General features: G+C 63.4%; 14 protein-coding genes and 1 pseudogene. 6 read left to right on the top strand and 9 right to left on the bottom strand.

All coding sequences use genetic code 11. The features are described 5' to 3' along the window. Positions 1-91: 91 nt before the first annotated feature. The 3 genes from U5775_RS09605 (at position 92) to hutH (ending at position 3,700) form a co-directional block, all read left to right on the top strand. Positions 92-1,018 carry a LysR substrate-binding domain-containing protein gene (locus U5775_RS09605; RefSeq protein ID WP_322057893.1) on the top strand — a complete coding sequence of 309 codons (927 nt, stop codon included), beginning with the start codon at positions 92-94 and terminating at the stop codon, positions 1,016-1,018. Beyond that, on the top strand, positions 1,015-1,944 hold the full coding sequence (locus tag U5775_RS09600; RefSeq protein WP_322057892.1) for a LysR substrate-binding domain-containing protein: 930 nt from the start codon (positions 1,015-1,017) through the stop codon (positions 1,942-1,944). Before U5775_RS09605 ends, U5775_RS09600 begins: the two co-directional genes overlap by 4 nt. A 187-nt stretch (positions 1,945-2,131) precedes the next feature. Next, complete coding sequence (hutH, locus tag U5775_RS09595) at positions 2,132-3,700, top strand: histidine ammonia-lyase (RefSeq protein WP_322057891.1); 1,569 nt, start codon at positions 2,132-2,134, stop codon at positions 3,698-3,700. Positions 3,701-3,908: 208 nt separating this feature from the next. Here the strand turns inward: hutH and U5775_RS09590 are convergent, their stop codons facing one another. The 4 genes and pseudogenes from U5775_RS09590 to U5775_RS09575 form a co-directional block, all read right to left on the bottom strand. Next, entirely contained in the window at positions 3,909-4,778 is an 870-nt protein-coding gene (locus tag U5775_RS09590) for a transporter substrate-binding domain-containing protein (protein WP_322057948.1), read from the bottom strand. Between the two features lie 44 nt (positions 4,779-4,822). Next, positions 4,823-5,797: a PDR/VanB family oxidoreductase gene (locus tag U5775_RS09585; RefSeq protein ID WP_322057890.1), complete on the bottom strand. Its 975-nt coding sequence runs from the start codon at positions 5,795-5,797 to the stop codon at positions 4,823-4,825. Between the two features lie 20 nt (positions 5,798-5,817). Further along, the gene (locus U5775_RS09580; protein WP_322057947.1) at positions 5,818-6,576 is read right to left on the bottom strand and encodes an aromatic ring-hydroxylating dioxygenase subunit alpha; all 759 of its coding nucleotides are present in this window, start codon (positions 6,574-6,576) and stop codon (positions 5,818-5,820) included. A 30-nt stretch (positions 6,577-6,606) separates the two neighbouring features. Continuing rightward, positions 6,607-6,855: pseudogene (locus U5775_RS09575) on the bottom strand (Rieske 2Fe-2S domain-containing protein); the annotation flags it as partial. A gap of 247 nt (positions 6,856-7,102) precedes the next feature. On the opposite strand from U5775_RS09575, the gene U5775_RS09570 reads away from it, so the two are divergent. From U5775_RS09570 to U5775_RS09560, 3 genes are read left to right on the top strand one after another with little or no spacing between them, the layout of a single operon-like run. Next, a complete protein-coding gene (locus U5775_RS09570; RefSeq protein WP_322057889.1) occupies positions 7,103-7,825 on the top strand; it encodes an ABC transporter permease subunit in 723 nt (240 codons plus the stop codon). 15 nt (positions 7,826-7,840) lie between these two features. Then, positions 7,841-8,608 carry an ABC transporter permease gene (locus U5775_RS09565; protein ID WP_322057888.1) on the top strand — a complete coding sequence of 256 codons (768 nt, stop codon included), beginning with the start codon at positions 7,841-7,843 and terminating at the stop codon, positions 8,606-8,608. Positions 8,609-8,634: 26 nt separating this feature from the next. Continuing rightward, complete coding sequence (locus tag U5775_RS09560; RefSeq protein WP_322057887.1) at positions 8,635-9,426, top strand: ABC transporter ATP-binding protein; 792 nt, start codon at positions 8,635-8,637, stop codon at positions 9,424-9,426. A 68-nt stretch (positions 9,427-9,494) separates the two neighbouring features. Here the strand turns inward: U5775_RS09560 and U5775_RS09555 are convergent, their stop codons facing one another. Genes U5775_RS09555 through U5775_RS09535 form a run of 5 tightly spaced genes read right to left on the bottom strand, consistent with a single transcriptional unit; the run spans position 9,495 to position 14,997 of the window. Next, positions 9,495-9,926 carry a RidA family protein gene (locus U5775_RS09555; protein ID WP_322057886.1) on the bottom strand — a complete coding sequence of 144 codons (432 nt, stop codon included), beginning with the start codon at positions 9,924-9,926 and terminating at the stop codon, positions 9,495-9,497. Further along, positions 9,916-10,647, bottom strand: coding sequence for a DUF3726 domain-containing protein (locus U5775_RS09550; RefSeq protein WP_322057885.1), 732 nt, complete (start codon positions 10,645-10,647; stop codon positions 9,916-9,918). Before U5775_RS09550 ends, U5775_RS09555 begins: the two co-directional genes overlap by 11 nt. Beyond that, on the bottom strand, positions 10,644-12,410 hold the full coding sequence (locus U5775_RS09545; protein ID WP_322057884.1) for a hypothetical protein: 1,767 nt from the start codon (positions 12,408-12,410) through the stop codon (positions 10,644-10,646). The genes U5775_RS09550 and U5775_RS09545 overlap by 4 nt, the downstream gene beginning before the upstream one ends. Continuing rightward, positions 12,410-13,969, bottom strand: a complete 1,560-nt coding sequence (locus U5775_RS09540; RefSeq protein ID WP_322057883.1) for a BCCT family transporter — start codon at positions 13,967-13,969, stop codon at positions 12,410-12,412. The genes U5775_RS09545 and U5775_RS09540 overlap by 1 nt, the downstream gene beginning before the upstream one ends. 20 nt (positions 13,970-13,989) lie before the next feature. Beyond that, positions 13,990-14,997 (bottom strand): dipeptidase, encoded by a 1,008-nt coding sequence (locus tag U5775_RS09535; RefSeq protein ID WP_322057882.1) that lies wholly within the window; start codon positions 14,995-14,997, stop codon positions 13,990-13,992. Positions 14,998-15,011 lie beyond the last annotated feature (14 nt).

The raw sequence follows: 15,011 nt of genomic DNA, 5'->3' as shown, positions 1-15,011 counted from the left end.
TCGAATGAGCCCAGTGTAGGTGGGGTAAGTACCGGATCTAAAACGATTCCTCGTGCGCTAGAATGAGCTGAACTCATGCAAGATCGTCCGAATGAAGCGCCTGCCCTCCCTCACAGCGGTCAGATATTTCGAGGTCGCTGCCCGCCTGCAAAGCTTTACCGCAGCGGCCGCCGAGCTCCATGTGACCCAGGGCGCGATCAGCCGCATGATCCAGACACTCGAGGAGCAACTCGAAGTTCGCCTGTTCGAACGCAATGGCCGCTGGATTTCCCTGACCCCGGTCGGCAGGACTTATCACGAACAGATCACGGCGGGGCTGAACCAGATTGCCGAGGCAGGCAGCCGGCTAAAAGAGAGCGCGGACCAGTCGACGCTGATCCTTTCCGTCAACGTCGGCTTCACACTCTGGCTGGTCCAGAACATCAGCGAATTCCGCGCGCGGTACCCCGATATCCAAGTGGACGTCCTCGCCGAGGAACTCAAGGAACTGGACTACGACGCGCCCGTCCATGCCCGCATCCGTTATGGCTCGCCTCCGTGGCCCGGCTACGATTCGATCTGTCTGCTCGACACGACCGTGGCCGGTGTGGTGTGCTCGCCGTGCATGAAGCAACAGGCCAACGTGCATGAACCCGCCGATCTGCTCACGGCTCCGTTGCTGAGCGTGGCCGGCGCGCGCGAAGAACCGTGGCAGAACTATTTCGAGCACTACGGGCTGCGGATGCCGAGCCTCGGCAAATCCCCGCGCTTTTTGCAGATGCTGATGATGCGCGAAGCCGCCATGTCGGGTCTCGGCTTCGGATTGGTGCCCTTGTTCCTGTTTCAGCAGGATTTCCGCGACGGCCGCCTGGTGCAGGCCATCCCGCACACATGCGCCATCCACCACGGGTATCACCTTCTTTACCACAAGGGCGAGGACCTCAACCCGAGACTCAAGATTTTCAAAAAGTGGCTACTGGCGCGGCTTCAAGCGTCGATACGATCCGACGATATGCACTCCATACGGAATTCGAAATGAACCGCCTGCCCCCGTTACGCGCGTTGCAGGCATTCGATGCGGTGGTTCGCAACGGCAATGTGGTCGCTGCCGCCGAGGCGCTGCACGTGACGCCCGGGGCGGTCAGCCAGCAGATCCGGCTGCTCGAAGATACGCTCGGCGTAGCGCTCTTCGTTCGGGAGAGCACGGGCTTGCGCCCCACGGAGCTGGGTCAGCTCTACCATCAGCATGTCGCGCAGGGCTTCGAGTGCTTCCACAATGCCCATGCTGCTCTCGTCGCCGCGCGCCATGGCCCGCACCTGACTCTCAGCACCTTTCCATCGGTCGCGACGCATTGGCTGGCCGCGCGGCTGGACCAGTGGCACGCGCTGTCGCCCGATGTCCGCATCCACGTCGAGGCAATCGACCGCGAGCCAAGGCGTGGAGAAAACCGCGCGGATATCCGTATGACCTATGGCACACCGCCCACCGACGGCACGCCGCACCGGCAGCTGTTCACCGACCGCGTGGCCCCGGTTTGCGCGCCGTCGCTCCCAACGCCGGATCGGCCGCTCAGTCAGCCTGCGGATCTTTTGAACTACCCGCTCGTTCACGTCGAATGGGGCTGGGCCGATCTCTCGCCGCCCACCTGGGCCGACTGGCTGAACGCCGCCGGCGTTCCGGTTCCCGATACGCTTGCGCCGCTCACCTATTCGCTGTCGTCGATGGCCATTGACGCGGCGACGCGCAGCCGGGGCATTTCGCTTGGGCAGGGATTGTTTGCGATCGACGAGATCAATCACGGCCGGCTGATCGCGCCATTCCGCATATCGCTGCCCATGCCGCGCCCGTACTATCTGGTATGGCAACCGGGCGCGCTCGACACGCCCGGTTCGCGGCCGTTCATCGACTGGCTGATCGCCGAGGCCGAGCAAACGAATCGCGAGATCGATTCGGCGTTCGGCTGATCTTTCGCCACCGGTCTTTTATCGTCGTTTTAGATAAACTATAAGCGGCCGACAAATTAAATGGTTTGTCGGCCTCATTGCGTCCTCCTATTCTCGAACGTGGTTCAAGTGCCCCTGCAATGCCTGTCGTTGCAGGTATCGGCGCTTGGCGCTCACAACCCGCTTCCCACAGGATCGACGCAACGACATGAATACCCCTCGTACCGAATTTCGCGTTCGTGCGCAGCAGATTACAGAAGTGCTGCTAGGCGACGACGATATTTCGCTTGACCAATTCATCGCTGTCGCAAAGTACGGCGCGCGGGTGCACTTTTCGCCCGCGTATTGCGAACGCGTGCGCCGCTCGCGCGCGCTGGTCGAACGCTTTCTTGAAGAGAATCGCCTCGTCTACGGCGTGACGACGGGATTCGGCGACAACTCAACCCGCCTCGTGCGCCCCGAGGAAGCGGAGCAGCTCCAGTGCAACATCGTCCGTTCGCACGCGGTTTCGGTTGGAGAGCCGCTGCCGCGCGAAGTGGTTCGTGCGAATCAGTTAATGGTCCTCAATAGTCTGGGCAAAGGCTATTCCGGCGTCACGCTAGAGTTACTGCAACTCGTTGCCGACCTGCTGAACCACGACATCACGCCGGTCGCGCCGGGAGACGGCTCAGTCGGCTATCTCGGCCCCGAGGCGCATATGGCGCTCGTGCTGATCGGCGAAGGCGAGGCCACCTGGCGCGGCGAGCGCATGAGCGGTCTGGATGCGCTCCGGGGTGCGGGGCTCGAGCCCCACACGTTGCGCTGCAAGGAGGGGCTCGCTCTCGTCAACGGGACCACGTCGGTCACGGCCATCGCGATGCTGGCGCTCCACAACGCGCTCGACGCTTCCCGGGTCGCGGATATTGCCGCTGCCCTGTCCCTGCAGCCGCTCAAAGGCACCACGCGCTCGCTCGACGAGCGCTATCACGCGATCAAGCAGCACCCGGACCAGGCTCACGCGGCGGACAATCTGCGGCGCCTGCTCGCGGGTAGCGCACTGGCCGAGCGCTTCGTCGATTATCGCCTGCAGGATGCGTATAGTCTCCGGGCAATGGCGCAGGTCCACGGTGCGTCCAAACGCGCGATCGACGATGCGCGCGCTTCGATTCTCAATGAGGTCCGCTCATCGGGCGACAACCCCGTGATCCATCCGGGCGACGGAGAAGGTCTCGCGATTTCGGGCGCGAACTTCGACGGCACCTTCGTGGGCATCGCGAGCGACCTGCTCTGCATCGCCATGACCAACCTCGCCAAGATCTCCGAGCGCCGCACCGATCGCATGGTCAACCCGCACTTCAGCGAGCTGCCGGCATTTCTCGTCGCCCGTCCGGGTCTGAATAGCGGCTACATGATCACGCAATACACGGCGGCCGGCCTGCTCGGCGAAATGCGCGCCCTCTCCCATCCGGCCACGGTCGACAGCGTCTCCACGAGCGGCAATCAGGAAGACCCGGTGAGCTTCGCGTATCTCGCCGCGCGCAAGGCCTACGCGGTCTCGCAGAAGCTGCAACACGTGCTCGCGATCGAATTGATGACGGCCGCCCAGGCGCTGGAATTCTTCGATCCGGCCGATGCGTCTCCCGCCACTGCTGCGGTCTATGCCCGCATCAGGCAGGTGGCCGCGAAGGTCGACGACGATCGCTATTTCTATCCCGACATGGTCGCCATTCATCGGCTCGTGGCTGAGGGCGAGCTCACGGGCGTCGCGGAAAGCATTGCGGGCACGCTCCACGCGTAACCTGCGATGACAACGACACTGCGATAGCGCTACTACGATGGTGCGGGAAAAGCGTCCATAGGGCATTGCCGGATGCAACCTCCCGCACCGATTTCATTTAGTTCGCTATCCTTTATATAACCCATTCCAGACCGGCACGCAAAAAAGCCGTCGTCCATGTTGGAACGACGGCAATCCGGAGACTACTGCAAGTTAATGTGGCGATGGCTCAAGGCGTAACGTCAGTCTTGAACCACTTCTCGCTCAAGCGCTTGACCGTTCCATCCGCAAGCGCCTCGGTAATAGCCCGATCGAACATCGTCTTCAGGTCGTTGTCGCTTTTGCGCAAACCGAGCGCTTCGCCGTCGCCCCAGATTGCGCCGCCGATTTTGGGGCCGGTCAGACACAGCGACGAATTCCCCGGTTTCGACAGTGCGGAAGCATAGTAGGCCGCGTCGTCGAACGCAACGTCGATGCGCCCCGAGGTCAAATCGATATCGTGATCCGGCGCGTTCTTATATTCCCGAATGGTCGCAATGTCCTTGAAATTGTCATTGACGAAGTTGCTATAGACCGAACCCGTAACAATGCCGATCGTCTTGCCTTTAAGGCTCTTGCGCAACAGATCGACCGTCGGCCTGTCCTGCGCCGGATTTCCGGACAATTTCAGAAGCGCCCCATTGGACGGCGTCTTCGAGAGTATGCCGGGGCACGCGGAAACGAATACCGCCGGCGTATTCGCATAAGGCCGCGAGAATGCGATGGCCTTCTTGCGCTCGTCGCTGATGGACAGGGCGTCCATGATCACGTCGAATTTGCCGGCGTTCAGACCCGGGATCAACCCGTCCCAATCCTGGGCGACGAGCTTGCACTGCACGTGCATGCGCTGACAAAGATTCTGTGCCAATTCCGGTTCGAAACCGTCGAGCGAACCGTCGGGCCGCGTCAGGTTCCAAGGCTCGTAACTGCCCTCGAGGGCGATATTCACCGTTTTCCCTTGCGCCGCCTGGGCGGGCATGATGGCCAAAAGACTCGCGAATGCGATTGCCGCACCGGCTATCGCTTTCACAACGCCTCGTTGCTTGATGCGTTTATGCATATCTCCTCCATTGTTGTCGAACTGAAACGCCTGAATGGTCATCGTCAAGTATCACTGGCAAGCACGAGCACCGGCGACTTCGAGCGCGAAACGCAGGGAATAAAGTACGTTCCCGCGACGCGTTCGTCGTCGGTCAAATAGCTGTCTCGATGATCGGGCTCCCCTTCCACTACGCGCATCATGCAGGTTCCGCACACGCCCACCTCGCACGACGACTCGATCTCGTGCCCGGCGTCGCGAAGACATGCCAATACGGACTTGCCCGGCGGGACCGTCACCACGCCGCCGCGCGTGTTCAGCTTGACGGTAAATTCGCGCTCGTCGGCATTGGCGACCGCCAGCGGCCCAAACGCTTCCATGTGAACATTGCCGTCTCCCAGTGCGCCGCGAGCCAGTTCGGCCGTCATCTGCATCAGCGCAGCGGGACCGCACACATAGAGGTGCGACTGCGCTTTCGATGCAGACAGCAGGTCCGTTATGCGCTCGCGTACCGCATCCGGAGCAAGCGCGGGATAGATACGCGTTTGTCCCGCCAAGGACGAGCCCATGATCTCGGCGCGGAAAACCGCATCGGCGTCGCTGCGCACGAAATATTCGAACTGGTAGGACTTGCCCGCGGCCTGTAATGCATAAGCCATCGAGAGAATCGGCGTGACGCCGATTCCCCCGGCGACCAGAATGTGATGCTTCGCCGTCTCGTCCACGCCGAAAGCGTGCCTCGGCATACCGATGCGCAACTGCGTGCCGTTGCCTGCGTGGTTGAAGAGCCATTCGGAGCCGCCCCGCGACTCGCTCGAACGCTTGACCGCAAGCCGGTAATCGGACGCCTGCGCGTTCGGGCCGCAAAGCGAGTATTGGCGCACGAGACCATTCGGTAGATAGACATCGAGATGCGCGCCTGGCCGATAAGCGGGCAGCGGTGTGCCGTCTTCACGGGCCAACTGCAATACGCGCGTGTCATGCGTTCCGCCGGCCGCCTCATTGACAACGACATCGATCGTTTCGGTCAAAGCGCTCATGCCCTCACACTCCGCCCGCTTCATGACAGCGCAGGTTGCATGGCCTGCTCCGCATCGATCATTTTTTTCAGCACTCTGCGAAAGCGCAGCGGGGCGGCGTCGGTTTCGATATCCGTATTCGGCGTGCGCTTGTTCTCCATGCCCCGATCGACCGCGGCCAGCACGACGAGATCTTCCTTGAACGCGGCGATGAAATCTTGGGTCAATGCGCGACTGGTCGCCGTGCAATCGGGGCGGAAATTACGAACCTGAAACCAGAAATATCGGCAGGTATTGCCGGTAACCGGTGTCACGAAATTGTATGAATCCAGCAGGAATGCACTGGGATGCAACGTTCCCTGCGGCGCGCCTGAATTCGCCGGCGCAATGATGTCGCGAATGATCGCGTGAGACGGATAGCGCACCTCGTAATGCTGGAGACGATCGGCGCGACCGCTGAAATTCACATAGGGAATGAAGAATGGTGCGAGTTCGCAATCGAGCATCCAGCGCGACGCGAGCACACCGTTTTCCACGACCGACATTCTGACCGGCACGTCGGCCGTCGCGACATTGCCGAGCGAGGTTTTGTGGACGTAGGTGACGTGCGACGGATCGAGCAGATTATCGGTCATGTACAGATAGCTGCAGTTCACGTCCATGGCCGGCCCGCGATTGATGCCCCACGCCGGGTCGTCGTAATGCGCAACCGCAATGATCGCGTCCGGATCGGCCAGCTCGGCGGGTCCCATCCAGATCCAGACCAGGCCGTAACGTTCGGCAACGGGATAAGGCTTCACGCACGCATTGGGCGGCGTGCGCGAAAGACCCGGCGCGCGCGTGCACGTGCCATCCGAGCCGAATTCCAGCCCGTGGTAGCCGCAGCGCAACTGGTCTCCCACCACCTCGCCCATCGAGAGCGGCAGCTTCCGATGAGGACATGCGTCCTCGAGCGCGACGACCATGCGATCCGCGTTGCGATAAAACACGACCGGCTCGCCGAGAATGACACGTCCCACCGGACGATCGCCGATCTCATCGCTCCAGGCTGCCACGTACCAAGCGTTCCGCAAATACATTGCCACCTCTTCCATGTGTAGTTCGTTGTCGGATGGTGGACAGAATAGGAACGGAGATAAACACCGATCAAGCGATTTAATCTAATGCAACGCCTCAATTTTTCTAAACGCAAAGCGGTTTTTTTCGTGACACGATTATCGGACGCCAGGGATTTCCCGGCGGCCACGCACATTTCCATCGAAATGGCTTGCACCGCAATTCTGAAATGTGCAGTCTTGTATAGACAATTCAACCGGAGCACCATGCATGTCCATACTTGAATTACTTGGCTTCAGTTCGGAAGGCTGGGGCGGCGTACTCTTGCTTGCGGCAGCAATGACGCTTGCCGTCACTTTGGCAGCACTCCTCATTGGCGCATTGATAGGCGCGCTCGTCGCATCGGCCAAATTATCGGGAGTGCATATCTTGCGCGTCGCCGGGGACCTCTACACGACCGTGTTCCGTGGCGTTCCCGAGCTCCTCGTCATCTATCTGTTCTATTTCGGCGGATCGACGTTCGTCTCGACCCTGGGCCAATGGTTCGGTGCGCAAGGCTTTATCGGCGTTCCGCCTTTCCTGATCGGCGCGCTGGCCGTCGGCATGATTTCGGGCGCCTACCAGGCCGAGGTCTATCGCGCGGCGGTGCTTGCCGTCTCGCGCGGCGAGCTCGAGGCGGCGCGCGCGGTCGGCATGTCGACGTCATTGATGATGCGACGAATCCTGATTCCGCAAGTGCTTCGCTTCGCGCTGCCCGGCATCGGCAACGTCTGGCAGTTGAGCCTGAAAGATTCCGCGCTCATTTCCGTAACGGGTCTTGCGGAGCTGTTGCGCGCGAGTCAGGTCGCCGCCGGCTCGACGCATCAGTATTTCCTGTTCTTCATCGTGGGCGGGACGCTCTATCTGCTGATGACGATGATCTCGAACCGGGTCTTCAACCATGCCGAGGCGCGCGTCGGGCGAAGCTTTCGCACCCATTTCGCACACCATTGACGAGGGCGCTCCACCATGCATTCCGAATTCGATTTTCTGTTCGACACCTTGACTCGCCTGCTCGCCGCCGTTCCCGTCACACTGGGTCTGTTCTTCTGCTCCATTGCGCTCGGCGGTACGCTGTCGCTCGTGATCGTCGCGATGCGCGTCTCCCCGCACTGGCTGCCGAACCGGCTGGCCCGCGCGTATATCCTCGTATTCCGCGGAACCCCGATTTTGATTCAACTGTTTCTGGTCTATTACGGACTCGCCCAGTTCGGCGTCATCCGGCAGAGCTTTCTCTGGCCGCTCCTGCGCGAACCGTATATGTGCGCGGTGCTGTCTCTGGCCTTGTGCACGGCCGGCTACACCGCCGAGATCATCCGGGGCGGACTGCTGGCCATTCCGTCCGGACAGATCGAAGCCGGCTACTCGATCGGCATGTCGGGCTTCACGCTGCTGCGCCGGATCATCGGCCCCATCGCGCTGCGCCAGTGCCTGCCCGCCTATACGACCGAAGCGGTACTTCAAGTGAAGTCGACAGCGCTCGCCAGTCTCGTCACGGTATGGGAGGTCACGGGCGTCGCGCAGCAAATCATCCAGAAGACCTACCGCACCAGCGAAGTCTTTCTGTGCGCAGCGCTCATCTACCTGCTCCTGAACTTCATCATCGTCCGCATTTTCGGTTTGCTCGAATCGCGTCTGTCGCGCCATCTTCGAGCCGCGCCCGATCGATCGTTCTCCCAGGCAACGGGTGCAAATGCCGGACCGGCCGTTGCCGACCCGCATCGCGTCGCCTCCTGACCCACGATTATTCTTCGGAGATATTCATGAGCCAACCGCTCCCCATTGCCTTGTCGGTCAACAACATTCATAAATCGTTCGGCAAACATCGTGTCCTCAATGGCATTTCTCTTGATGCGCATGAAGGCGACGTGATCTCCATCCTGGGCGCGAGCGGGTCGGGAAAAAGCACGCTGCTGCGCTGCATGAATCTGCTCGAAACGCCCGACGATGGCGCGATTGCGCTCGCCGGCGAGCAGCTCGCGCTCGTGCGCCGGCGCGACGGTAGATTGCATGCGGGAAATCGCCAGCAGGTCGATCGCGTTCGCTCGCAGATCGGCATGGTATTCCAGAACTTCAATCTGTGGTCGCATATGACCGTGCTCGAGAACCTGATCGAAGGTCCCGTGCGAGTACAGAAGCGCAGCCGCGCCGAGGCCATCGAGGAAGCCGAGGCGTTGCTGGCGAAAGTCGGCCTCGCCGAAAAGCGCGCGCACTATCCCGCGCACCTGTCGGGCGGCCAGCAGCAACGCGTGGCCATCGCGCGTGCGCTTGCCATGCGCCCGAAGGTCATGCTGTTTGACGAGCCGACTTCGGCGCTCGACCCCGAACTCGTGGGCGAGGTATTGCGCGTGATGAGAACGCTAGCGGAAGAAGGCCGAACCATGCTGGTGGTGACGCACGAAATGGGCTTCGCGCGCCATGTTTCCAACCGCGTGATGTTCCTGCATCAAGGGCAAGTCGACGTCGAGGGCACGCCTCACGAAGTGTTCGACGAGCTGAAGTCGGCACGCTTCAGCCAGTTCGTTTCGAGCCACAAAGACCGGACCGCGCATTGACAATGCGGTAGCCATAGGTAGCGAGGGCGATCCCTGCCTGCGAGCGAATCGCCCTTCTTCCATCCACCTCAGCGCGCCTCTACCTCGCGCGCCGGCATGCACGCATAAGCGACGATCTCGACCAGCATCTCCTCGCGCGCGAGCCCCGCAATGACGAACGAAGCGCGATTCGGAAAAGGCGCCGCAAAGTGGCGCAGCCACGCCGCATTGACGACCGGCAGCCACGCGCGATCCGTCACGTAGATCAGCACCTGCGCGACATCCCCCGCCGATGCCCCAGCCGCCGCGAGCGTCTGGAACAGATTCGCGAACACCTGCTGCGCCTGGGCTTCGATGCCGCCGCGCACGACCGCCCCATCGGCGCCAACGGGAATCTGCGCCGTGTACAGCATGCCGTTCGCCGTCACCGCCCATTCGAACAGCGGCGTGCGGCTTTGCGGCAGGCCCGTGGGGATGGCCGCGACCGGTTGTGGCGCCACCGTGTCTTGCTCAAAATCCATCGTCGGTTCCTCCTGCGCCATGCTCGCGCGACGCCTCGGTCGCCGCGACCAGCACACGTTCCTTCCACTCGGCCAGTCGTGAGGTCTGCGAAGCATCCACATCGAGACCGCGCCAGATCGATTCGTAATAGCGCGCTTCGAGTTCGGCCGCGTCGGCGGCGCCCATAAGCGCCGGCGCGATCTCGATCGGCGCGCGCAGTGCCGCATTCGCGCGGCAGCAGACGACCAGCTCGCAGGGCTCCCCCGCAACCCGCGCGCCCCCAGGATCGCAGCCCAGATAGTCGGGCCATGCCACCTGTCCGGACGCGCTCGCATAATGACGCCCGCTGGCGTCGCGCCATGCGAGATCGAAATGCCTCCCGCGCGCGCTCATCGTCTTCAGGCCGTACAGTGCGAGGCGCGGCGCGAGGGCCTGCGAAACGCGCACGACGCCGATGCCGTCCCGCGTCGCCTCGGCCCATGCGAGCTCGAACGCGAGCACGCAGTCCGCGAGTCCCGCGCAGCGCTGGTCACGCATTGCGCCCGGCGCGGCGCCTTCGATCGAAACCCGCTCGCCGGGCTCGGCGCCGAGCAAGCCGTCCAGCGCGCCCAGGCCATCGAACCCGAGCGCCTGCAGCCACACGGCCGCGTCCGCCGCGTCCTCGTAATCGCCCTGCGCCCATCCGCTGCCCTCCAGCGCGGCGCGACTGAGCGAGACCAGTTCGTTCATGGCCATCTTCATGCTTGTGCACTCCCTCTTTCGTTGCTGTCCGGCACGCACGGAAACAGCCAGTCGTCGATCATGTCCGGTGCGAGATCGTCGAGTGTCGGCGCGCCCTGGAACAGCGTGACGCGCACCCAGAGGTTCGATTTCGGATCGAACTTGCTCGCGCCGAACATGGCGAGCTTCGCGCGCATCAGGTCGATCGGCAGCATGTCCTCCGCGAGCAGGTTCTCGCGGATCTCGCCATAGGGACGCCCCGCGAGCGACTGCACGCGCCGCACGATCGCGCGGAACTCGGGATGCGCGGCCACGAATTCTGCGACGCTCGCATCATCGGGCGCCTCATCTAGTTGCGCGTGCAACTTAATGATCTGGCGTGCGATGTCGAGCGGCAGCTCGCGCGCGGCGCCCGGCTCCTCGGCGCGAATGCCGAGACGCGGCTCCTCCTTTTCGGCGGAGCGATACCAGAAGAAGTGGTCGTCGTCGCGCTGCGCCGGTGGCTGCGTCAACGCCCAGCGATAGTCGTGCTCCACGAGCGTGCGCAGCGCACTCACGCGCATGTCGGGATCGAGCCGCAGCGTATCGTCGACCGGTGCGCCGCAGTCAATCGAATCCACGCGCTCCGGATACAGTTCGAGCAGCACCGCCACGAGCACTTCCTGCGCGGCACACGATAGCTGCTCGGTCGCCCACTCAAGCAGCGCGCCCCAGCGCAGCGGCTGCGCGCCCGCCGCTTCGTGCTGCAGTTCGCGTTCGAGACGCGGCAGCTCGGCGAGCAGTTGCGCGTTGCGCGCGGCCTCGCGCGGGTGATCCGTATGGACCTGCGCGATATGGCGTCCGGCGCGCGCGAGCAGCATGCGCGCACGCGCGAGCGTGGCCGCATCGACGGACTCGACCGCCAGCACGCGCGCGAGCGCGGTCTCACGCGAGCGTATCCACTGGTCGAGCAGGACCGGATGGCGCACGAGGAACGGCGCCATGCCGAGCCCGGTCGCGTTGCCGACACCGAGATAGCGCCGGTAGCTGCGCGCGAGCTTGACGGCCGCGCGCGGGTTGCGCCTTGCCGCCACGTGCTCGGCAAGGCGCACGCTGAAGTCGCGCAGCACGAATACCGCGCACATCTGCGCCGAAAAGCCCGAGCGGAACGCGCGGCTGTCGACGAGGCGCGTGTAATCGGCAATACCGAACTTGCCGTTGCCGTACACGGCCGTCGTGCGGATCAGGTAGCCGACGCGCTCGAACGCGGCCGGATCCGGCTGCCGCCCTTCGGCGAGGCAATTCACGACGGCGTCGAAGTTGCGCACGCTCTTGTTCGCGCGGCACAGCACGAGATCGTGCGCATGCAGCCGGCCCGCTTCCTGAAGCGGCACGTTGGCCTTCAGCGCCGCGAGATCGGCGGCCTCGGGCACGCCACATACGAGCGCGGAGGTGATGTCCCAGCGCTCGGCGATCACGCGGTCGGTGCGATCGGCGTCGTCGAGGTGCTGCGAGAAGATCACCTGGCTGTAACGCTCGCCATAGGCTTCGATCGTATAGACGCAGGTGCCATAGCCGTGGTCGTCGAGGTCCATCTGCGTGACGCGGATGCGCCAGTTGTCGTGCGCCATGCGCCTGACGAGCGCGCGAACGAAACTGAGCCGCGTGCCGTGCATGGCGCCCAGCCGTTCGGTGCGATTGGTGAGCGCGGGGCTGCGCATCGCGAGACTCGCTTCGGCACCGGCCGTGCGCTGCGCGCCCAACGAAATATCTTCGGTATCCTGATCAAGTATTGCGATGGTCATTATTTCACTCCCTGTTCGACGGCCATCGTGCGCGCGATCCGCACCGCGTCCCACAGCGAAGGCAGGATCAGGATCGACACTGGCACCGCAGTGATGACGATGAACGATTGCAGCGCGCTAATCCCGCCCGCGCCCATCGTGATCAGCACCGCGCCCACGAGTCCCATGCCCACGGCCCAGAAAATCTTGAGCCACGCGCGCGGCTCGCCGCCCCGGTCTCCGCTCATCGCCATTGCGATCGTATAGGCCATCGAGCCGCCGTTCGTCACGACCGAAAAGAAGCTGAGGAACAGGAACAGCGCCGATATCAGGTTGCGCAGCGGCATGGCCTGGGCGACGCCGAGCAGCAGCGCCTCGGGCAGCGTGCCGTGCGAAACCACCTTGCCCGGCGAGGCCAGTTCGATGCCGATGCCGGCACCGCCGACGAGCGTGAACCACAGCATCGTGATCAGCGGCGCGGCGATCGAGAGCAGCACCACGAGCTCGCGGATCGTGCGACCGCGCGAGACCTTCGCCACGTAGATCGCCATGATCGGCGCGTAGCCGATGAACCAGCCCCAGTAGAACAGCGTCCACGCGTTGAGCCACTTGCTGTCGCCGCGATACATCGCCGTTTGCACGAAGTCCACGAGGTGCGTCGCGAAGGCCTTGAAGAACACGCTGCTCAGGAAGCTCGTGGGCCCGCAGACATAGAGGTAGGCGGCAAGGCCCAGCATGAGCCAGACGTGGATCTTGCAGACGAAGCGCAGCCCTTCGAGGCCCGCGATGCACGCGGTCGTGAAGATCGCGGTCACGGCCAGAATGACGAGCGCCTGGGTCGCGATCGTATCGGGCACGTGCCAGACCGAATGCAGCACATAGGCGATCTGCAGGCCGAGAAAGCCGATCGGGCCGATAGTCCCGGCCGCCACCGCGATGATCGAGGTCGCGTCGGCGAGCGCCGCGATCGGGCCCTGGAGCGCGCGCTTGCCGAACAGCGGATACAGCAGCGTGCGCGGCGCGAGCGGCAGACCCTTGTCGAAATGCAGGTGCATGAACACGATGGTCAGCAGGCTGCCCAGCACGGCCCACGCGAGAAAGCCCCAGTGCAGAAACGATTGCGCGAGCGCGGCAACGCCGGCCGCCTCGCTGCGCGGCGCCGCGCCGAAGAACGGCGGCGGACTCATGAAGTGCATGAGCGGTTCGGCGGCGGCCCAGAACGCGCCGCCGCCGGCCAGCAGCGCGCACATGATGATGACCACCCAGTTGAAGGTCGAATTCGAGGGCACGGCGGCGCGGCCGCCGAGCTTCACGCGCCCGAGCTTCGAGAACGCAATGCCGAGACTGACCACGAAGGTCGCGAGCATGAGCAGTTGCCAGTACAGCCCGAAGCCGCGCGTGGCCCAGCCGAACGCGGTATCCACGGCGGCCGAGAGCCAGGGCAGGTTGACGAGCGCGGCGCCGAGAAACAGCACGAAGAAGCCGCCGCTGATGGCGAAGATGGGCCAGTCGATGCGGCCCTTGTGATGGGCCGGCTGCGGGCCCGCCGCCGCGAAGTCCGGCGAGGTCGGTATTTCCATGTCTCCTCCAGTAATGAATATTAGTCCGGCGCGCCCTGGCGACGCTGTTCCGCATCGCGCAGGATCCGCATCCAGTTGCCGCCCATGATTTGCGCGACCTCCGTATCGGCAAAGCCCGCGCGCACGAGCGCCGCGGTGAGGTTCGGAAAGTCGGCGTTCGAGCCGAACCAGCTCACGGGCTCGGGCCATGCCGCGTTGTCGGCACTGCCCTCGCCGTAATCGGTCTGCTTGCTCCAGCGGCCATTGCGCATCCACTCGAGCACGCGATACGGCTGCCCCTGGCACAGGTCGCTGCCGATACCCACGTGCTCGATGCCGATGAGGTCCACGGTGCGCGCGACCATGTCGGTGAACTCGCCGGGCGTGCAGCGGCTGCCGTTCTTCAGATGAAACGGATAGAGGCTGAAGCCAACCAGGCCGCCGCGCTCGCCGAGCGCGCGCAGCACCGCGTCCGACTTGTTGCGCTTCGCCTCGTGAAAGAACGACGGATTCGCGTGGCTGATCACAATCGGCCGCGACGAGAGTGCGATCGCTTCGAGCGTCGAGCGCTCGGCGCTATGCGACATGTCGATGACCATGCCGACGCGGTTCATCTCCTCGATGGCCGCGCGGCCGAAACGCGTGACGCCGCTATCGGACGACTCGTAGCAGCCCGCGGCGAGCAGACTCTGGTTGTTATAGGTGAGCTGCATCGTGCGCACGCCGAGGTCGCGAAACACCTCAATGAGCCCGATGTCGTCCTCGATCGGCGAACAATTTTGTAGTCCGTATAAAATCGCGACCTTGCCGGCCTGCTTCGCCGCGAGCACGTCGTCCATCGTGCGCGCACGCACCACGAGATCGGCATGGCGCTCGAAGCGCGCGTTCCATTCGGCGATGCGCGTGAGCGTTTCGCGCGCGTTCTCCCAGTAGACGATCGTCGCGTTGACAGCGGCGACGCCGCCGTCGCGCATCTGCTCGAAGATGCCGCGGTCCCAGTTCGAATACTGCGTGCCGTCGATGACGACGAGCGAGTCATGCAAGTTCATATCGGTCACTCTCC

Origin of the sequence: Paraburkholderia sp. J63, from assembly GCF_905220245.1 — a bacterium.
Lineage (GTDB): Bacteria > Pseudomonadota > Gammaproteobacteria > Burkholderiales > Burkholderiaceae > Paraburkholderia.
This window is presented reverse-complemented; position numbering and strand designations above follow the sequence as displayed.